At 72.6% G+C, this 17,793-nt stretch carries 17 protein-coding genes and 1 pseudogene; 11 read left to right on the top strand and 7 right to left on the bottom strand.

The features are described from left to right. Nucleotides 1-90: 90 nt before the first annotated feature. Complete coding sequence (locus tag AB0J04_RS34650; RefSeq protein WP_363172574.1) at nt 91-846, bottom strand: CDP-alcohol phosphatidyltransferase family protein; 756 nt, start codon at nt 844-846, stop codon at nt 91-93. Between the two features lie 108 nt (nt 847-954). Between AB0J04_RS34650 and AB0J04_RS34645 the strand changes: the two genes are divergently transcribed. The 5 genes and pseudogenes from AB0J04_RS34645 to AB0J04_RS34625 form a co-directional block, all read left to right on the top strand. Further along, entirely contained in the window at nt 955-1,944 is a 990-nt protein-coding gene (locus AB0J04_RS34645; RefSeq protein WP_363172573.1) for a zinc-binding alcohol dehydrogenase, read from the top strand. A gap of 112 nt (nt 1,945-2,056) precedes the next feature. After that, nucleotides 2,057-2,455, top strand: coding sequence for a 6-carboxytetrahydropterin synthase (locus AB0J04_RS34640; RefSeq protein ID WP_081551202.1), 399 nt, complete (start codon nt 2,057-2,059; stop codon nt 2,453-2,455). Next, the gene (locus AB0J04_RS34635) at nt 2,452-3,645 is read left to right on the top strand and encodes a glycosyltransferase family 4 protein (protein ID WP_363172572.1); all 1,194 of its coding nucleotides are present in this window, start codon (nt 2,452-2,454) and stop codon (nt 3,643-3,645) included. The genes AB0J04_RS34640 and AB0J04_RS34635 overlap by 4 nt, the downstream gene beginning before the upstream one ends. Nucleotides 3,646-3,728: 83 nt before the next feature. Continuing rightward, on the top strand, nt 3,729-4,691 hold the full coding sequence (locus AB0J04_RS34630; RefSeq protein ID WP_363172577.1) for a hypothetical protein: 963 nt from the start codon (nt 3,729-3,731) through the stop codon (nt 4,689-4,691). Next, nucleotides 4,691-5,704 (top strand): annotated as a pseudogene (locus AB0J04_RS34625) (lysylphosphatidylglycerol synthase transmembrane domain-containing protein); the annotation flags it as partial. The gene AB0J04_RS34630 and the pseudogene AB0J04_RS34625, both read left to right, overlap by 1 nt. A gap of 149 nt (nt 5,705-5,853) precedes the next feature. Here the strand turns inward: AB0J04_RS34625 and AB0J04_RS34620 are convergent. Next, nucleotides 5,854-6,639: a creatininase family protein gene (locus tag AB0J04_RS34620; protein WP_363172571.1), complete on the bottom strand. Its 786-nt coding sequence runs from the start codon at nt 6,637-6,639 to the stop codon at nt 5,854-5,856. Between the two features lie 38 nt (nt 6,640-6,677). Between AB0J04_RS34620 and ribA the strand changes: the two genes are divergently transcribed. From ribA to AB0J04_RS34600, 4 genes are all read left to right on the top strand, one after another. Continuing rightward, on the top strand, nt 6,678-7,337 hold the full coding sequence (gene ribA / locus AB0J04_RS34615) for a GTP cyclohydrolase II (protein ID WP_363172570.1): 660 nt from the start codon (nt 6,678-6,680) through the stop codon (nt 7,335-7,337). Nucleotides 7,338-7,446: 109 nt separating this feature from the next. Beyond that, nucleotides 7,447-8,592, top strand: a complete 1,146-nt coding sequence (locus tag AB0J04_RS34610) for an FAD-binding oxidoreductase (protein WP_363172569.1) — start codon at nt 7,447-7,449, stop codon at nt 8,590-8,592. Then, entirely contained in the window at nt 8,589-9,698 is a 1,110-nt protein-coding gene (locus AB0J04_RS34605; RefSeq protein WP_363172568.1) for a saccharopine dehydrogenase, read from the top strand. The genes AB0J04_RS34610 and AB0J04_RS34605 overlap by 4 nt, the downstream gene beginning before the upstream one ends. Then, nucleotides 9,691-10,935 (top strand): saccharopine dehydrogenase family protein, encoded by a 1,245-nt coding sequence (locus AB0J04_RS34600; protein WP_363172567.1) that lies wholly within the window; start codon nt 9,691-9,693, stop codon nt 10,933-10,935. Before AB0J04_RS34605 ends, AB0J04_RS34600 begins: the two co-directional genes overlap by 8 nt. 24 nt (nt 10,936-10,959) lie before the next feature. On the opposite strand, the gene AB0J04_RS34595 is transcribed toward AB0J04_RS34600, so the two are convergent. The 3 genes from AB0J04_RS34595 to AB0J04_RS34585 all read right to left on the bottom strand — a co-directional run bounded on the left by AB0J04_RS34595 (nt 10,960) and on the right by AB0J04_RS34585 (nt 14,320). After that, entirely contained in the window at nt 10,960-12,189 is a 1,230-nt protein-coding gene (locus AB0J04_RS34595; protein ID WP_363172566.1) for a serine hydrolase domain-containing protein, read from the bottom strand. Between the two features lie 59 nt (nt 12,190-12,248). Beyond that, on the bottom strand, nt 12,249-13,634 hold the full coding sequence (locus tag AB0J04_RS34590) for an MFS transporter (protein ID WP_363172576.1): 1,386 nt from the start codon (nt 13,632-13,634) through the stop codon (nt 12,249-12,251). A gap of 71 nt (nt 13,635-13,705) precedes the next feature. Further along, nucleotides 13,706-14,320, bottom strand: a complete 615-nt coding sequence (locus tag AB0J04_RS34585; RefSeq protein WP_363172565.1) for a TetR/AcrR family transcriptional regulator — start codon at nt 14,318-14,320, stop codon at nt 13,706-13,708. 84 nt (nt 14,321-14,404) lie between these two features. Here AB0J04_RS34585 and AB0J04_RS34580 point away from each other — a divergent pair, with 84 nt between their 5' ends. Both AB0J04_RS34580 and AB0J04_RS34575 read left to right on the top strand, forming a co-directional pair. After that, nucleotides 14,405-14,854 carry a PPOX class F420-dependent oxidoreductase gene (locus AB0J04_RS34580; protein ID WP_363172564.1) on the top strand — a complete coding sequence of 150 codons (450 nt, stop codon included), beginning with the start codon at nt 14,405-14,407 and terminating at the stop codon, nt 14,852-14,854. Next, the gene (locus tag AB0J04_RS34575; protein ID WP_363172563.1) at nt 14,851-15,273 is read left to right on the top strand and encodes a hypothetical protein; all 423 of its coding nucleotides are present in this window, start codon (nt 14,851-14,853) and stop codon (nt 15,271-15,273) included. Before AB0J04_RS34580 ends, AB0J04_RS34575 begins: the two co-directional genes overlap by 4 nt. Before the next feature lie 81 nt (nt 15,274-15,354). On the opposite strand, the gene AB0J04_RS34570 is transcribed toward AB0J04_RS34575, so the two are convergent. Both AB0J04_RS34570 and AB0J04_RS34565 read right to left on the bottom strand, forming a co-directional pair. Beyond that, nucleotides 15,355-16,695 carry an MFS transporter gene (locus AB0J04_RS34570; RefSeq protein ID WP_363172562.1) on the bottom strand — a complete coding sequence of 447 codons (1,341 nt, stop codon included), beginning with the start codon at nt 16,693-16,695 and terminating at the stop codon, nt 15,355-15,357. 263 nt (nt 16,696-16,958) lie between these two features. Continuing rightward, nucleotides 16,959-17,630, bottom strand: coding sequence for a TetR/AcrR family transcriptional regulator (locus AB0J04_RS34565; protein WP_363172561.1), 672 nt, complete (start codon nt 17,628-17,630; stop codon nt 16,959-16,961). Between the last annotated feature and the right edge of the window lie 163 nt (nt 17,631-17,793).

The following is a 17,793-nucleotide window of genomic DNA, read 5'->3' as shown; positions in this document are numbered from 1 at the left end:
AGTACGTCCAGTACGAGGACTTCCGGCCGGCACGCCGAGAGCACGCACCGGACGCCGCTCCTTGACGGGCAAACGTTGCCTGCCGCGGCACTAGACGAGCTCGAGCGTCTTCTCCGCGGGAGCCTCCGCCGTGACGCGCGAGGTGCGCCACAGCCACAGCACGTCGCGGCCGAAGGACCACACCAGCGAGCCCAGCGCCAGCAGCACGACGGCGAAGTTGGCCGCGTGGGGCAGCAGGTCGGCGCCCGCCACCAGCAGCAGGACGCCCTGGAGGGCGGCGACCGTCTTGCGGGCGGTGCTCGGCGGGAGCGCGGCGTTGAGCCAGGGGGCGACGCGGGCCGCGGCGACGAAGGCGTAGCGCATGCCGCCGATGAGCAGGACCCACGGGCCCAGTGCCATCGAGACGTAGACGCTGAGCACCAGGATCAGGAACGCGTCGACCTCCATGTCGAAGCGGGCGCCGAGCGCCGACGAGGTGCCGGTGCGGCGGGCGACCTTGCCGTCGACGCCGTCGAGGATGAGGGCGACGGCCGTCAGGCCGACCAGGAGCGTCACGGGCGGGGCGGACTCGAAGGAGTCCGCGACCAGCGCGGTCACCCCGCCGACCAGGGTCGCCCGGCCGAGCGTGACCCGGTTGGCCGGGCCGAAGGAGCGCAGACTGGAACGGTGCAGCGCCCGGGAGAGGACCGCCCAGGTGGCGATGGCGAAGACGAGACCGGTCACCCAGCCCGCCGGCCCCATGCCGATCGCCGTGCCGAGCAGGGCCAGCAACAGGATCTGAACGCCCGCTCCCACAGCGGTCTCCTGCTGGACCAGCCTTGCGTCGTAAGTGTTGTTCAGGGCCACCGCACATTCCTCCGGCCAGATGACAGAGATGATCAGTGCCGCGTACTGTGCGCGGACTGTGCACACCTCGGTACGTGAACAGGTTCCCGATCGTTCAGGAGGATCCCGATGAACCGCACCGCACGTGCGTTCTGGATCGACTCTCCGGGTGAGGGCGGGATCCGCGATCTCACCCTTCCCGACCCCGGCGAGGGCGAGGTGCTGGTCCGCGCGCTCTTCTCCGGCGTGAGCCGCGGCACGGAGACGCTCGTCTTCCGCGGCGGGGTCCCCGCCAGCCAGCACGCCGTGATGCGGGCGCCGTTCCAGGAGGGCGAGTTCCCGGCGCCGGTGAAGTACGGCTACCTCAACGTGGGTCTGGTGGAGGAGGGGCCGAAGGAGCTCGTCGGACGGACCGTCTTCTGTCTCTATCCGCACCAGACGCGGTACGTCGTCCCGGTCGGCGCCGTGACGGTCGTCCCCGACTCCGTGCCCGCCGAACGGGCCGTCCTGGCCGGCACGATCGAGACGGCCGTCAACGCGCTGTGGGACGCGGCGCCGCTGGTCGGCGACCGGATCGCGGTGGTCGGCGGCGGCATGGTCGGCTGCTCGGTGGCCGCGCTGCTGGCCCGCTTCCCGGGTGTGCGCGTGCAGTTGGTGGACGCCGACCCGGCGCGGGCGAAGACCGCCGAGGCCCTGGGCGTCGACTTCGCCGCGCCCGAGGACGCCCTGGACGGCTGTGATCTCGTCGTGCACGCCAGTGCGACCGAAGCGGGTCTCGCCCGCTCCCTGGAGCTGCTGCGAGCCGAGGGCACGGTCCTCGAACTGAGCTGGTACGGCGACCGGAAGGTCTCCCTGCCGCTCGGCGAGGAGTTCCACTCGCGTCGGCTGGTCATCCGCAGCAGCCAGGTCGGCACGGTCTCCCCGGCCCGCCGTTCCAGCCGTACGTACGCCGATCGGCTCGCTCTCGCGCTGGAGCTGCTGGCCGACCCGGCGCTGGACGCCCTCGTCACGGGGGACAGCGCCTTCGAGGAGCTGCCGGACGTCATGCCGAAGCTCGCGTCGGGCGGGATTCCGGCCCTGTGTCACCGCGTCAGGTACGCACAAGAGCGCCTGACCTGAGAAAAGAGTGAGATCGGGCTGAACAAGGGGAAGCGAAGGTCCGTACTACACGGCATCCCCCGGCGGCCAACGGCCGGAGGAGCCAGACGCGCCGCACCTGGAGGGTCGTCCGTTGTTCAGTGTCACCGTCCGCGATCACATCATGATCGCCCACAGCTTCCGCGGCGAGGTCTTCGGACCCGCGCAGCGCCTGCACGGAGCGACGTTCCTCGTGGACGCCACCTTCCGCCGCGAGCAGCTGGACGACGACAACATCGTCGTCGACATCGGACTCGCCACGCAGGAACTGGGTGCCGTGGTCAGCGAGCTGAACTACCGCAACCTCGACAACGAGCCCGACTTCGCCGGGATCAACACGTCGACGGAGTTCCTGGCCAAGGTCATTGCGGACCGGCTCGCGGAGCGCATCCACAAGGGGGCTCTCGGCGAGGGCGCCCGGGGCATCGCCGCCATCGCGGTCTCCCTGCACGAGTCGCACGTCGCCTGGGCGAGTTACGAGCGTGCGCTGTGACCGACGTGACTCTGGAGAAGACCGTGCACACGGCCCCGCTCTCGTACGTGCCTTCTCAGGCGGTGCTTCCCAAGATCGGCGGGATCATCCCCATGTCGCTGCGCTCCGTGCACTTCGTGATGCCCGGCGGCGTCGACGACCCGGCGAACCCGAGCGGCGGCAACGCCTACGACCGGCGCCTGTGCCTGGACCTGCCCGGCTTCGGCTGGCAGGTGCACAAGCACCTGGCGTCCGGTTCCTGGCCCCGCCCGGAGGCCGCGGCCCGCGCGGAACTGGCCCGCACCCTGCGGGAGTTCCCCGACGGCACGGTCGTCCTCATCGACGGCCTGGTGGCCTGCGGGGTGCCGGAGATCATCGTCCCCGAGGCGGAGCGGCTGCGGCTCGCGGTCCTCGTCCACCTTCCGCTGGGCGACGAGCGGGGTCTCGCGCCCGAGGTGGCGGCCGAACTCGACGCCAAGGAGCGGGCCGTGCTGCGGGCCGTGCCCGCGGTGATCGCCACCAGCGAGTGGGCGGTCCGCCGGCTCGTCTCGCACCACGGCCTCGCCCCCGAGCGGGTGCATGTGGCCGCCCCCGGCGCCGACATCGCCCCGCTGGCCTCCGGCACGGACGGCGTCTCCCGGCTGCTGTGCGTGGCCGCGGTCACTCCGCGCAAGGGCCAGCACCGGCTGGTGGAGGCGCTGGCCGCGGCCCGGGACCTGCCGTGGAGCTGCGTGTGCGTGGGCGGCCTCGGGCAGGACCCGGAGTACGTCACCCATCTGCGCGGCCTCATCGCGAAGTACGGCCTCGAGGACCGGCTGCAGCTCGCGGGCCCGAAGGCCGGCGCCGAGCTCGACGCCGCCTACGCCTCCGCCGACCTGATGGTCCTCACCTCGTACGCCGAGACGTACGGCATGGCCGTCACCGAGGCGCTCGCCCGCGGCATCCCGGTCCTCGCGACGGACGTCGGCGGGCTGCCCGAGGCGGTCGGCCGTGCCCCCGACGGCGGTGTCCCCGGGATCCTGGTCCCGCCGGAGGACCCGGCCGCTCTCGCGGCCGAACTGCGCGGCTGGTTCGGCGAGGCGGACGTGCGGCGTCGCCTCAAGGCCGCCGCGCGCGGCCGCCGGGCGGCACTGAACGGCTGGGCGAGCACCGCCCAGAGCCTGGCCGGGGTGCTCGGCCGGCTTCCCAGCGAACCCCGGAGGGCGGCATGAGGAAGACGACGGCGACCCCGGCCGACGTGGCACGACGGGTGGGCGGCATTCCGACCCAGCCGGTCCGGAAGGAGGCCGGTCTGATGACCGAGGCAGTGGTTCCTGACAGCACTGACGCGGGCGCGGGTTCCGTGGCGCAGGCCGTCATCGCCGGCGCCGGACCGGTGGTCCGCCCCGGTGAGCGGCCCACCGTGCGGCTGCGCGACGCCGGCCCGGACGAGCAGCCCCGCTACGCCCCCGAGTGGCTGGAGCTGCGCGAGCCCGCCGACGCCGCCGCCCGGGCGATGGAGCTGCTGGACCCGCTGCGGATCCGGCTCGCCAACCTGCCGGGCCGCAGCGGCCTGGCCATCCACGACCTGGGCTGCGGGACCGGCTCCATGGGCCGCTGGCTGGCCCCCCGGCTGGACGGCGCCCAGCACTGGGTGCTGCACGACCGTGACCCCTACCTGCTGCACTTCGCGGCCGTCGCCTCCCCGCGGGCGGCCGCCGACGGCAGTCGGGTCACCGTCGAGACGCGGCGCGGCGACGTCGCCCGTCTCACCCCGGACGCCCTGCTGGGCGCCTCCCTGGTCACCGCCTCCGCACTGCTGGACGTCCTCACCCGCGAGGAGGTCGAGACGCTCGCCTCGGCCTGTGCGGGCGCGGGCTGCCCGGCGCTGCTGACGCTCTCGGTGGCCGGCCGCGTCGAGTTCTCCGCCCCGGACCCGCTGGACGAGGAGATCGCCGCCGCCTTCAACGACCACCAGCGGCGCGACGGCCTGCTCGGCCCCGACGCGGTGACCGTCGCCTGCGAGGCGTTCGCCGCCCACGGCGCGACCGTCAAGGTCCACCCGAGCCCCTGGCGGCTCGGCCCCGAGAACGTGGGCCTGACCGCCCAGTGGCTGCGCGGCTGGGTCGGCGCGGCCGTGGAGGAGCGCCCCGGGCTCGCCGAGCGCGCCGAGGCCTACCTGGCCGGCCGGCTCGCGACCTGCGCGGCGGGCGAACTGCACGTCACGGTCCACCACAGCGATCTGCTGGCACTGGCCCGGCCGACGGGCGGCGCGTGATGAGCACGGAGACGGTCGGCCCCCTGGTGCGCGCCGCCGCGCCGCTCGGGTGGGGCGAGGGGGCGGGGCCGGTCGTCCGGCGGCCGCTGCGCGGCCCGTCGGTGGCCCGCACCGGCGCCGCCGTGTCCGAGGCCCGTATCGGCGTCATCGTGACCGGTCCGCGCGCGAAGCGGCCCTCGCGGCTGCGTGCCCTGCTCGGCAACCGCGCCCTGCGCACGCACTTCGGGACCGTCGCCGGGGTCGTCATCCTCACCGCCCTGCTGTGGAAGCTGGGCACCGGCGTCTTCCTGGACGGGCTTCGGCGGATCGACGCCCCGACCCTCCTGGTCGCGCTCGGGATCGGCGCGGTCACCACGGTGTTCAGCGCCTGGCGGTGGGCGCTGGTGGCCCGTGCGCTGCGGATCCGGCTGCCGCTCGGCCCGGCCGTCGCCGACTACTACCGGTCGCTGTTCCTGAACGCCGCGCTGCCCGGCGGCGTCCTCGGCGATGTGCACCGCGCGGTGCGGCACGGGCAGAGCGCCGGCGATGTGGGACGCGGCGTGCGGGCCGTCGTCCTGGAGCGCACCGCGGGGCAGCTGGTGCTGGCAGTGGCAGGCGTAACGGTCCTGCTGACGCTGCCCTCCCCGGTCATGGCGGACGCGCGGCAGCTCGCCCCGCTGGTCCTGCTGGCCGGGGTGGGCGCGCTCGCCGTCGTCGTCGCGGTCCGGATGAACTCCTCGACGGCGCGCCGCGGCGGTCGGCTGCGGGCGGTGCTGGCCGAGGCGCGCGAGGGACTGCTGTCGCGGCGCAACGGGCCGGGCGTCGCCGTGTCGTCGGCGGTCGTGCTGGCCGGCCACCTGGGGATGTTCGTGGTGGCCGCCCGGGTCGCCGGCTCCTCGGCGTCCGTCCTCGCGCTGCTGCCGATCGCCGTCCTCGCCCTGCTCGCCATGGGCCTGCCGCTGAACGTCGGCGGCTGGGGGCCCCGCGAGGGCGTCACCGCCTGGGCGTTCGGCGCCGCCGGGCTCGGTGCGAGCACCGGCCTCGCGGTCGCGATCGTGTACGGCGTGCTCAGCTTCGTGGCGGCCCTGCCGGGGGCGGTCGTGCTGGTCGTCCGCTGGTACGCGGGCGTGCGGGCGGGGGCCGTCGAGGCGGCCGGACCCGAACGCGACGAACAGCGGCCGCACTACACGGAGTCGGGCTCCGAAGTGATCGTCGAAGCCCCGGTGGTGAGCAATGAGAAATACGCGCCGAAGGAATCCGCCAGGCTCGCCAGGAGTTCCTTCCCCTTTTCCGCTGACCCCAGGGAAGGACGGCCGATGACGCCTGAATCGGTATAGGCGGACATTCCCAGAGTGAGCAGATGACGGCGATCGTCCGCGACGAAATCGGCCGACTCGTGACCGGGCCGGACGAGTTCGGGATGAGCGTGCAGCAGGATCGAGGTCTCGATCTCCCCGGCGTGCATGTCGGTGAGCAGCGAGGTCGACACCCCGGACCGCTCCAGCGCCGTCTCCCAGTCCTCCGGGGCCGGGAAGAGCGCCATCCGCTCACCGCGGGCGGAGGACTCCTGGACGACGTTGCCCAGGACGTAGTTCCCGCCGTGTCCGTTGACCAGCACCAGGGCCTCGACGCCCGAGCGGCGCAATGACGCCGCGATGTCCCGTACCACCGCGTGAAGGGTCACGGAGGAGATGCTGACGGTCCCCGGCCAGGCCGCGTGCTCGTGCGAGCAGGCGATGGTCACCGGCGGAAGGAGGTGCACCGGGTACGCCCCGGCGATCTCCTGGGCGATGGCGCAGGCGACCAGTGTGTCGGTGGCCAGGGGCAGGTACGGTCCGTGCTGCTCGAAGCTTCCGACGGGAAGGACCGCCACCTGCGTCGGGACGCCGGCACCCCGGGTCCGTACGTCTTCGGTGGTGTCCGTCGGTACCGTGCCGTACGCCGCCGACCGTATTCCCGAAATACTCATCTTTCCCCGGCCCTTCGTCTCTGCTTAGGAACCAGATCATGACAGAAAAAATTGGCGTACTCGGCACGAAGACCCCCCAGCGCACCGGTGTGGAACGCGTGGTGAATGCGCCCTTGCCCACCGTGTACGGCAAATTCCAGGCGATCGGCTACATGGACCACGACCGGGGCGACGAACAGGTCGCCCTCGTCTACGGGGAGATCGGCGCCGAGGACGTGCTGACCCGGCTGCACTCGGAATGCCTGACCGGCGACGCGTTCGGCTCCCAGCACTGCGAGTGCGGCGACCAACTGGAGTCGGCGCTGCGCGCCGTCGTCGCCGAGGGCCGCGGCATCGTCGTCTACCTGCGCGGGCACGAGGGCCGGGGCATCGGGCTGCTCGGCAAGCTGCGGGCGATGGCGCTGCAGGCGGAGGGCCTGGACACCGTCGAGGCGAACGTCGCGCTCGGCTTCCCCGTCGACGCCCGCGACTACAAGGTGGCCGCCGACATCCTGCGCGACCTGGGCGTGCGCTCCGTCCGTCTGATGTCGAACAACCCGCGCAAGCGCGAGGCGCTGGTCGACAACGGCATCAAGGTCGCCGAGGAGGTGCCGCTGCTGATCGAGCCGTGCGAGAACAACATCACCTACCTGCGGACCAAGCGGGAGCGCCTGGACCACCGGCTGCCCCACCTCGACGCGGTGGCCCACTGGTCCTGAGAGTGCTTCGGGCCGCCGCCCGAACGGGCAGGGATCACGGCGGTCACGGCATACGACAGCCTCGGCGCCGGCGTCAGGGCCGGGGCCGCCGCGAAAAGGAGCCGCTCGCGTGAACACGCATGCCTCGGTAGTCGTCATCGGCGGTGGGGTGATGGGCACGAGCATCGCCTACCACCTCGCCGCCGCCGGTGTCCGCGACGTCCTGCTGGTCGAGCGGGACGAACTCGCCGCCGGCTCGACCTCGAAGGCGGCCGGAGGGGTCCGCGCCCAGTTCTCCGACGAACTGAACATCCAGCTCGGGGCGCGCAGCCTGGAGGCGTTCGGCCGGTTCGAGGAGGAGATCGGGTACGACATCGGCCTGCACCGCGTCGGTTACCTCTTCCTGCTGTCCACTCCGCAGGAGGTCTCCTCCTTCGAGGCGGGCGTGCGGCTGCAGAACGCGCTGGGCGTGCCCAGCCGCATGATCGACCCCGCCGAGGCGCAGCGCCTCTCCCCGCTGATCAGGACCGACGGGTTACTGGCGGCCGCGTTCTCGCCCGACGACGGCCACTGCACGCCGGAAGCCGTCGTCCACGGGTACGCGGCCGCCGCCCGCCGGTGCGGTGCGCGCATCCTGCGGCACACCGCGGTCACCGGCATCGAACGGCAGGGCGCCGCGATCACCGCCGTGGAGACCACGCTCGGCCGCATCACCACGAACACGGTGATCTGCGCGGCCGGCGCCTGGTCCAAGGCCGTCGGCGCGATGGCCGGCGTGGAGCTGCCGGTGCAGCCGCTGCGCCGCCAGATCGCGGTCACCGAAGCGGTCCCCGGTCTGCCGCCCGGCCTGCCCATGACCATCGACTTCAGCAGCACCCTCTACTTCCACACCGAGGGCCCCGGCCTGCTGGTCGGTCTGTCCGATCCGGACGAGCGTCCCGGGTTCGCCACCGACACCCACGAGCGGTGGATCCCCCGCCTGGCCGACGCCATGCAGCGCCGCGCCCCCGCCCTCCTCGACCTGCGGCGCACGGGCGGCTGGGCGGGACTGTACGAGGTCAGCCCGGACTGCAACGCCCTGATCGGCGAGGCGTCTTCGGTATCCCGTTTTCTGTATGCGACCGGCTTCTCGGGCCACGGTTTCCTCCAGGGGCCGGCCGTCGGCGAGGTCGTCCGCGACCTGTACCTGGGCCGCGTACCCTTCGTGGACGTCACCCCCCTGAGCGCCGACCGTTTCGCGGCCGACGCCCCGCGTCCGGAGGCCAACTGCGTATGAGCGAGCTGCGTACGACCGAGCCGAGCACGCCCGAACCGCACCTGTGGCTGCGTCACGAGGCCCGCCCCACCGAGCGGCGCACCCCGGTCGTCCCGGAGGACGCCCGCCGCCTCGTCGAGGCAGGCGTGCACCTCACGGTCGAGGACTCCCCGCAACGCGTCTTCCCGACCCAGGAGTACGAGACCGTCGGCGCCCGGATCGCCCCCGCGGGCTCCTGGACGTCCGCGCCGCGGGACGCGGTGATCCTCGGCCTGAAGGAACTCCCGGACCAGCCAGGTGAGCTGACGCATCGGCATATCTTCTTCGGGCACGCCTACAAGCAACAGCCGGGCGCCGGCGACCTGTTGCGCCGGTTCGCCGCCGGGGGAGGGGCGCTGCTCGACCTGGAGTACCTGGTCGACGACGACGGCCGTCGCCTCGCCGCGTTCGGCTTCTGGGCCGGCTACCTGGGCGCCGCCCTGGCGGTCCTCCAGCACCGGGGTCGGCTCAGCGCGCCCCTGCGGCCCACGGAGAAAGGCGAGTTGGACGAGACGCTGCGCCCGGCGCCCGGTGACGAGGAGTTCACCGCGCTCGTCGTCGGCGCCCTGGGCCGCAGCGGACGCGGCGCACAGGCAGCGTTCGCCACGGCCGGCGTGGAACCCGTCTGCTGGGACCTGGCGGAGACCCGCGACCTGGACCGCGCCGCCCTGCTGGCGCACGACGTGCTGGTCAACTGTGTCCTCGCCACCGCCCCGGTGCCGCCGTTCGTCCGCGAGGAGGACCTCGACGCCCCGGCCCGCCGGCTGCGCACCGTCTCCGACGTCACCTGCGACGTGGGCTCGCCCCTCAACGTCCTGCCGGTGTACGACCGCACGACCGAGTGGACGGATCCGGTGCGCCGCCTGCGCAAGGAGCCCCCGCTCGACCTCATCGCCATCGACAATCTGCCGTCCCTGCTGCCACGCGAGTCCAGCGCCGACTTCTCGGCCGATCTGACGCCTCTCCTGCTGGACCTCGGCGTGGGGACGGGCGTCGGCGCCGGCGGACCGTGGGGTCGCTGTCTGGACCGATTCCGCGAGGCGTGCCGCGAACTCGGCTTGCGAGAAGGGGAGTTCGACCGTGCCTGACCACGTCCTCGACCCGGTTCCCGACCTCGTTCCCGCATCGGGCGCCGTCCACTGGGTCGGCGCCGGGCTCTCCACGGGCAGCGGCCTGGCCGCCCTGTGCGCGCACACGGGCCGGGTCCGCCTGTGGCACCGCACGGTGGAGCGGGCGGCCGAGGCCCTCGACCGGCTGGGCCTGACCGGACGCGCCGAGCCGCGCGCGTACACCCTCGACGCGCTCACGGCCGAACTGGCCCCCGGGGACGTCGTCGTGTCGATGCTGCCCGCGCCCGAGCACGCGCGGCTGCTGTCGGCTTGCGTGACCCGCCGGGCCCATTTCGCGTGCTCCAGCTATGTCTCGGACGCGGTGCTGGAGCAGGTGCCCGCGGCCGAGGAGGCGGGGATCGTCGTCCTCACCGAGGCCGGACTCGACCCGGGCATCGACCACCTCTTCGCGCACAGCCTCGTCGCCCGCGCCCGGGCGGCGATCGGCGACGACACGACGGCCTCGTACCGGCTCACCTCGTACTGTGGAGGCGTCCCCGCCGTCCCCAACGACTTCCGGTACCGGTTCAGCTGGGCTCCCCTCGGCGTCCTCAACGCCCTGCGCTCGGCCGCGCGTTACGTCGAGGACGGCGCCGAGATCGTGGTCGACCGGCCCTGGGAGGCGACACGCGGACACCTCGTCGGCGGTGAGACATTCGAGGTCTATCCCAACCGCGACAGCGTCCCGTTCATCGAGCAGTACGAACTGCCGCGCGGCTGGAAGCCGCAGACCTTCGTGCGCGGCACCCTGCGTCTGGACGGCTGGCTGCGGGCCTGGGGCACGGTGTTCGAAGAGCTGAAGGCCGGCGACGACGCCCGGATCGCCGCCCTGGCCCGGGAGTTGGCGGCCGCCTATCCCACCACGGACGCCGACCGCGACCGGGTGGTCCTCGCCGTGTCGCTGGAGGTGTCCGTGGACGCGGGCGAGGATGTGGGCGGAGGCGGAGACGCAGGCGAGGGCGGAGGCGGAGGCGGGAGCGTCGTCGGCCGCCCTTCGTGGTCCGGGAGTTACCTTCTCGACCTGGCGGGCGACGAGGAGGAGAGTGCGATGGCGCGCTGCGTCTCCAGGCCGCTCGCCCTCGGCGTCCGGCACATCCTGGACGGCTCCCTGCCGGTCGGGCTGAGCAGGGCGGCCGAGACGGCGCAGCGCTCGCAGCAGTGGCTGGACGAACTCGACGACGAGGGACTGGAGTTCACGCTGCGGGTCGAGGGCTGACACACCGGCGTCGACCCGGGGCGGTCAGTCCGTGAGGGCCTCGTGGACCAGGCGTTTGAGGTCGGGGTAGAGCTTCAGGGACCGCTTCGGCCTCAGCTGGGTCAGGAACTGGACGCTCACGTCGTGGCTCGGGTCGACCCAGAACGTCGTCGTGGCGACCCCGCTCCAGCCGTATGTGCCGAGGCCGGAGGGGGCCTGGGTGCGGCTCGGGTCGGTGACCACGGAGACGCCGAGGCCGAAGCCGACGCCGTCGTGGCCGGGTTCGTCATGGGCGGGGCGGCTGCCGAAGGCGCGCAGGTCGGCCCCGCCGGGCAGATGGTTGCGGGTCATCAGGTCGACCGTCTCGGGCGCGAGCAGCCGGACCCCGTCGAGCTCGCCCCGGCGGCGCAGCAGCTCGCTGAAGCGGTGGATGTCGTAAGCGGTTGCCACCATGCCGCCGCTGCCCGACAGGAACCGCGGGCGGCCGAACAGGGGCAGGCCCAGGATCGGTTCGACACCGCCGCTGTCCCTGTCGCCGTACAGCTCCGCCAGTCGGCCGGCCTGTTCCTCCGTGACCTGGAAGCCGGCGTCGGGCATGCCCAGTGGGCGGAAGATCCGCTCGGCGAGGAACTCGTCCAGGGGACGGCCGGAGACGACCTCGATGATCCGGCCCAGCACGTTGGTGGCCACCGAGTAGTTCCACTGCGTGCCCGGCTCGAACTGCAACGGCAGCCGCGCGTACGCCTCGACCGTCTCCGCCAGGTTCGAGCCCGGCAGCACCGCCGACTCCAGACCGGCCTCCCGGTAGAGGGCGTCGACGGGGTGGCAGTGGTAGAAGGCGAAGGTCAGGCCCGCGGTGTGGGTCATCAGGTGCTTCACGAGCAGGGGCTGTTCGACCGGGCGGGTGGTGAGATCCGCGCCGGAGCCGCCCGTGTACACCCGCTGGTCGGCGAAGGCCGGGAGATGGTCGGCGACCGGATCGTCGAGCCGTAGCCGGCCCTCCTCCATCAGTATCAGCGCGGCGACCGAGGTGACCGGCTTGGTCATGGAGTAGATCCGGTAGAGGGTGTCGGCCCCGACGGGCAGCCCGGCGGCGAGGTCGCGGTGGCCGTGCGCGGTGAGGTGGGCGACCCGGCCGCCGCGGGAGACGGCCACGAGGAACCCGGGCAGGCGCCCTTCGTCCACATAGTGGGCCACGTGCTGGTCGAGGCGGTCCAGTGCCTTCGCGTCCAGCCCGACCTCGCTCGGGTCGACCTCTTGCCGCAGCAGTGCCATCGTTCTCCTCCGGTGCGCTCGTTCAAGGTGCGGTCCGGGCCTACCCCGCCCGGACGACCTCAGACCTCATGGTCGCGTAGGGAACGCGTGTCCGGACCCCTTTCGACACCATGATCCGTGTGCGTTGCGTCGCTTCCACCTGCCGTGGAACCGGCGTGCGGGGCAGGAGAGCCGGACGGTACCGGATGCGAGCGGCTGGGCAGCGCGCGGCAGACCGGCAGCGCCGCCGCCGCGACGAAGGCCAGCACGACCAGGGGCGAGCGAGGCGTGCCGAGGTGCATCAGCACGGTCGCCGACGCCAGGCCCAGCACCGGCCCGACGTTCATCGCCGTCTGCTGCAAACCGCCCGCCACCCCGGCCGACTCCACGGAAGCCTGCCGTACGACGACATGGGTCGCCGCGACCGTCACCGCGCCGAACCCGGCGCCCACGAGCGCGAATCCGACACAGAAGGCGGCCGTTCCCGAGGCCCGGGCGAGCACGAGCAGACCGGCGGCGAGGACGGCCGTCGCCCCCGCGACCGTGACGCGGGCGCCGGCCCGGCGCAGCAGCACGGCAGAGGCGGGTGCGGCGGCCACCAGCAGCACGGCCAGCGGCAGACTGAGCAGGGCGCTGCGCAACGGGGTCAGGCCCAGGCCGTCCTGGAGGACGTAGACACAGGCGAACAGTCCGCCGTTGAGGGCCGCCGCCGCGATGAGGAGCACGCCGAGCGCCGCGGTCACCGCCCTGGAACCGGTTGCCTCCGGTGGCAGCAGCGGGGAGACGGCGCGGCGCTCGTGCCGTACGAAGGCGGCGCCGGCGAGGAGCGCGGCCGGGGCCGACCAGGTCAGGGCCGGCAGCGTGACGAGGGTGTGCACCAGGCAGGCCAGGGCCACGGCGAGCAGCAGGGCGCCGAGGATGTCGAGCGGGAGCGCAGGACGGGCGGGCGGAGGCGTCGTGTCGTGGTCGCGTGAGGTGAGGGCCGACAGGCCGAAGAGCAGCGCGGGCACGATGTTGAGGAGGAAGACCGCCCGCCAGCCGAACTGCGTGGCCAGCGCCCCGCCCACCACCGGACCGGCCGCCGCGGCCACCCCGATGGACGCGGTGCGCACGGCGATCGGCATCCGCAGCCGCTCGGGCGGGTACGCGGCCCGCAGCATCCCCAGTGTGGCCGGCTGAAGCAGCGCGCCGAACACGCCCTGCACCACCCGCAGCCCGATCACCCAGCCCACGCAGGGTGCCAGCGCGATGCCCGCCGAGGCGGCGCCGAAGCCGAGCATGCCGAGGGCGAAGGTGCGGCGGTGGCCGTATCGGTCGCCGAGCCGCCCGGCGAACACCAACAGGCCTGCCACCGCGACCAGGTAGCCGGTGCTGGTCCACTGGACCTCGGGAAGGGAGGCGTGCAGGTCGCGGCGCAGGGTCGGTTGGGCGACGGTGAGCACGGTGCCGTCCAGCGCCACGACCATGGCGCCGACGACGCTGCTCGCCAGCGTCAGCCCCGGGGAACGTGGGGAACGCGAGGAACCCGGGGCACCCTTCACCGGCCGCCCTCCGGGCCGAGATGCGCGTCCAGGGCGGCTCGCAGGAGGGGCGTGAAGTCGTCGGCTCCGGTGGCGAGTCGGAGACTGCCCCAGCGCCACAACTGCGCGATGCCGTGCAGGTTCGCCCACAGCGCGCCCGCGACGGTCCGGGCGGCGGCGACGTCGACGGCGTCGTCATCGGCGACGGCGCGGGCTCGGCCGACCAGCTCCACCAGCACGCCGAACAACGGCAGGCTGGTGTCCCGCAGCCGCAAGTGGCCGCTCTCCAACAGATCGTGACGGAACATCAGCTCATACATCCCGGGGTTCTCCAGGGCGAACTCCAGGTAGGCGCGGCCCAGTCCGGTCAGTTGCGCGCGTGGATCCGCGGTCCCCGTGCCGAGCGTCGTCGTCACGCGCTCGGCGAGCTCGGCGAAGCCGCGGTGCGCGATGGCCGACAGCAGCTCCAGGTGGGTGGGGAAGTGGCGACGCGGCGCACCGTGCGAGACACCTGCCCGCCGGGCGATCTCCCGCAGGGTCAGCGCCCCGGCGCCCTCCCGGGTCACGAGGTCCGCACCGGCGTCGACCAGACGGGTGCGGAGGTCCTGTTCGGGCGACTGAGGCCGGTTCATGGACAGTGTCTACCAGGACAGAGTAGACACTGTCTACTCGCCGCGGCGGGGAATGCGCTCCCCAGGGCGCGGGTTGTGCGAGACATGGCTCAGGAGACGACGCAGAACGCACTGCTCGCGCTGCTCACGGAGGGTCGCGGCGGGGTGCTGGTCACCCTCAAGCGCGACGGACGCCCCCAGCTGTCGAACGTCAGTCACCACTACTACCCGGACGAGGGCGTCATCCGGATCTCCGTCACGGACGACCGCGCCAAGACCCGCAATCTGCGCCGCGACCCCCGGGCGTCGTACCACGTCACCGCCCCCGACCACCGCGCCTACACGGTCGCCGAGGCCACCGCCGACCTCACGCCGGTCGCCGAGGATCCCTACGACGACACGGTCGAGGAACTGATCCGCCTCTATCGCGACGTCCTCGGCGAGCACCCCGACTGGGACGACTACCGCGCCGCCATGGTCCGCGACCGCCGCCTCGTGGTGCGCCTACGGGTCGAGCGGGCCTATGGGATCCCTCGGGCAGCCGAGGAGAAATGACGAAGGCCGACGGCCGGCCGTCCGGCGGGCACGCGAACGATGTCCTGGTCCGGGCCCATGCGCTGCTCACCGCCTGGGCCGACCTCGTGCGAGAGGTCGAGGACGAGGAGGGGTACTCGTGGTGCGCGCCGGAGCTGAGCAACGACCTCGCGTGCCGGACCGGGCTGGCCGGCGTCTGGCGGCTGCTGCCTTCGCAGGTGCGTGCCGCACGACAGCCGGAACTCGACGCGCTCGACGCGAGGTTCCGGGCGGCGACGATCCCCTGGCCGGGGCGTGAGGAGAGCACGGGACAGTGGTGGATGCGGCGGATCCCGCGGGTCCTGGACGTCGAGCCCGGGCTCCCTCGCCACAACGGGTGGCCCCTGGGCTGGGAGGCGATGCCGTTCCCCGAGCCGGACTCCGTCGAAGTCGTCGGATGACAGGGGGCCTGCGGCACGCCCGAACCCCCGGTGCCGTGCAGGCGTCCGGGGGCTCGGGCGGCTCGAGTGGCTCGGGCAGGATCAGGCAGTAACCGTTTCCGGCTGGGACGGCTCCCGCACCGAGCGCTCGCCCAGGTGCTCCGTCGGGATCTTCGCCGTCTCCCGGGCCGACAGGGCAGCGATCACCGGCGGGACGCACAGCGCCGCCGTGAAGAGGGCCACCGAGGACCAGTCGTCGCCGTTCGGGCCCGCGATCTGCGCGGCGAAGGTGACCGCGAAGCCGGCCACGGCGAAGCCGATCTGGGTGCCGATCGCCATGCCGGACAGCCGCACCCGGGTGGAGAACATCTCCCCGTAGAACGAGGGCCACACGCCGTTCGCCGCGCTGTAGACCACGCCGAAGGTGACGATGCCCATGAGCAGGATCAGCGGGTAGGAGCCGGTGGAGATCGCCCACAGGTAGGCGACCATCATCACCGCGCTGCCGGCCGCGCCGACCAGGAACACCGGACGGCGGCCGATGCGGTCGGAGAGCGTGGCCCACGCGGGGATGGCCGCCAGCGCGACCAGGTTGGCGAGCGCGCCCACCCACAGCATGGAGGAGCGGTCCATGCCGACCGAGTCGCTGGTCGCGTACGCCAGCGCCCACACCGTGAAGATGGTGCTGACCGAGGCGACGAGCGCGCCCGCGATCACCCGCAGGACGTCCGCCCAGTGCTCGCGCAGCAGCACCGCCAGCGGCAGCTTGACGACCTCACCGGTGGCCTGCTGGGCTTCGAAGGCCGGGGTCTCCTCCAGCTTGCGGCGGATGACGTAGCCGACGACGGCGACCGCGATGCTCAGCCAGAACGGGACCCGCCAGCCCCAGGACAGCAGCTGGTCCTCGGGGAGGGCCGCGATCGGGATGAAGACGAGCGTGGCGAGGAGCTGGCCGCCCTGGGTGCCGCTGAGGGTGAAGCTGGTGAAGAAGCCGCGCCGGTTCGGCGGGGCGTGTTCCAGCGTCATGGAGTTGGCGCTGGCCTGCTCGCCGGCGGCGGAGATGCCCTGGAGGACCCGGCACAGCACCAGCAGGACGGGCGCGAGCGTGCCGACCTGGTCACGGGTGGGCAGACAGCCGATGAGGAACGTGGAGACGCCCATCAGGATCAGCGTGAAGACCATGATCTTCTTACGGCCCGCACGGTCGCCGAAGTGTCCGAGGAACAGCGCGCCGACGGGCCGGGCGGCGTAGGCGACGCCGAACGTGGCGAGCGACAGCAGGGTCGCGGTGGCCGGGTCGGACTCGTCGAAGAAGACCTTCGGGAAGATCAGTGCTGCCGCGCTGCCGTAGATGAAGAAGTCGTAGTACTCCAGGGCACTGCCGATCCAGGCCGCCGTGGCGGCTTTCTTCGGCTGGCCGGGGGGTGCGGCGGGGACGGGCACGGCGTGCTCCTTCGAGGGAACTCCAGCGTCCAAGGTACGTGGAGTGAGACAAGGGGAGTAGGGCCGGTTCCCTGGGGTGCGGGACGGCCGCGCCGGGTGCGTGCCCGGCTAATTAACCCACTGGATAGTTAGTAGTGGATGGCTACGGATGGTGCGCTGATGCTTCTCCGCTGTCAATAGGCCACGCGGAAGGATCTTCCGTGGCCGTCCCTGGTCGTCCGGTGCCGTCCTGCGTCGTCCCGTCCCGTCCGACTCCCGGTGGATCAGTCCGCCGCGCGCTCCGCCGTCAGGTAGGCGATCACCATGTCGCCGAGCATGGTGCGGTAGTGCTCGCGCTGCGCGGGGTCGACCAGGTCGCGGCCGAACAGCGCGCCGAACGTATGCCGGTTGGCCACCCGGAAGAAGCAGAACGAGCTGATCATCGCGTGCAGGTCGACGGCGTCCACCTCGGCCGTGAACAGGCCGGACTCGTGTCCCGAGGCCAGGATGCGGCGGATCACGTCGAGCGCGGGGGAGCCGATCCGTCCGAGCTTCTCGGAGGCGGCGATGTGCTCGGCCTCGTGGATGTTCTCGATGCTCACCAGACGGATGAAGTCGGGATGCTGCTCATGGTGGTCGAAGGTGAGCTCCGCCAACCGACGGATGGCCGCGACGGGGTCGAGGTGCTCGACGTCGAGCTCCTGCTCGGCCTCGCGGATCACGCCGTAGGCCCGCTCCAGGACGGCGGTGAACAGCTGCTCCTTGCCGCCGAAGTAGTAGTAGATCATCCGCTTCGTAGTGCTGGTGAGAGCGGCGATGTCGTCCACCCGGGCCCCGGCGTAGCCGGCGCGGGCGAACTCCTGGGTCGCCACGTCGAGGATCTCGGCCCGGGTCCGGGCGGCGTCGCGGATGCGCCCGTTGCCGTGGGGTCGTGCCGGTTCGTCGACGCTGGTCATCGGGTTCCTTCGGGCGGCTTGAGTGCAGTGCCGAGATTCTAGAAGCCCTCTCCCCTCCCGTGACATGAGAGGGCTTCCCTCGGGGCCCGCCCCGGTGTTATGACTAACTCACCAGTTCGTACATTGTTCGTCCAGCGTGTTCGCTTCAGTCGATCCAGCCGAT

It is taken from the genome of Streptomyces sp. NPDC050263 (assembly GCF_040655955.1).
In the GTDB taxonomy this organism is placed as follows: domain Bacteria; phylum Actinomycetota; class Actinomycetes; order Streptomycetales; family Streptomycetaceae; genus Streptomyces.
This window is presented reverse-complemented; position numbering and strand designations above follow the sequence as displayed.

Coding starts and splice junctions, on each gene's coding strand:
- AB0J04_RS34575 (WP_363172563.1), top strand. CDS start 14,851: ATGACGAAGGCCGACGGCCGGCCGTCCGGCGGGCACGCGAACGATGTC.
- AB0J04_RS34595 (WP_363172566.1), bottom strand. CDS start 12,189: ATGGCACTGCTGCGGCAAGAGGTCGACCCGAGCGAGGTCGGGCTGGAC.
- AB0J04_RS34645 (WP_363172573.1), top strand. CDS start 955: ATGAACCGCACCGCACGTGCGTTCTGGATCGACTCTCCGGGTGAGGGC.
- AB0J04_RS34630 (WP_363172577.1), top strand. CDS start 3,729: ATGACCGAGGCAGTGGTTCCTGACAGCACTGACGCGGGCGCGGGTTCC.
- AB0J04_RS34620 (WP_363172571.1), bottom strand. CDS start 6,639: ATGAGTATTTCGGGAATACGGTCGGCGGCGTACGGCACGGTACCGACG.
- ribA (WP_363172570.1), top strand. CDS start 6,678: ATGACAGAAAAAATTGGCGTACTCGGCACGAAGACCCCCCAGCGCACC.
- AB0J04_RS34565 (WP_363172561.1), bottom strand. CDS start 17,630: ATGACCAGCGTCGACGAACCGGCACGACCCCACGGCAACGGGCGCATC.
- AB0J04_RS34605 (WP_363172568.1), top strand. CDS start 8,589: ATGAGCGAGCTGCGTACGACCGAGCCGAGCACGCCCGAACCGCACCTG.
- AB0J04_RS34585 (WP_363172565.1), bottom strand. CDS start 14,320: ATGAACCGGCCTCAGTCGCCCGAACAGGACCTCCGCACCCGTCTGGTC.
- AB0J04_RS34590 (WP_363172576.1), bottom strand. CDS start 13,634: ATGGTCGTGGCGCTGGACGGCACCGTGCTCACCGTCGCCCAACCGACC.
- AB0J04_RS34580 (WP_363172564.1), top strand. CDS start 14,405: ATGGCTCAGGAGACGACGCAGAACGCACTGCTCGCGCTGCTCACGGAG.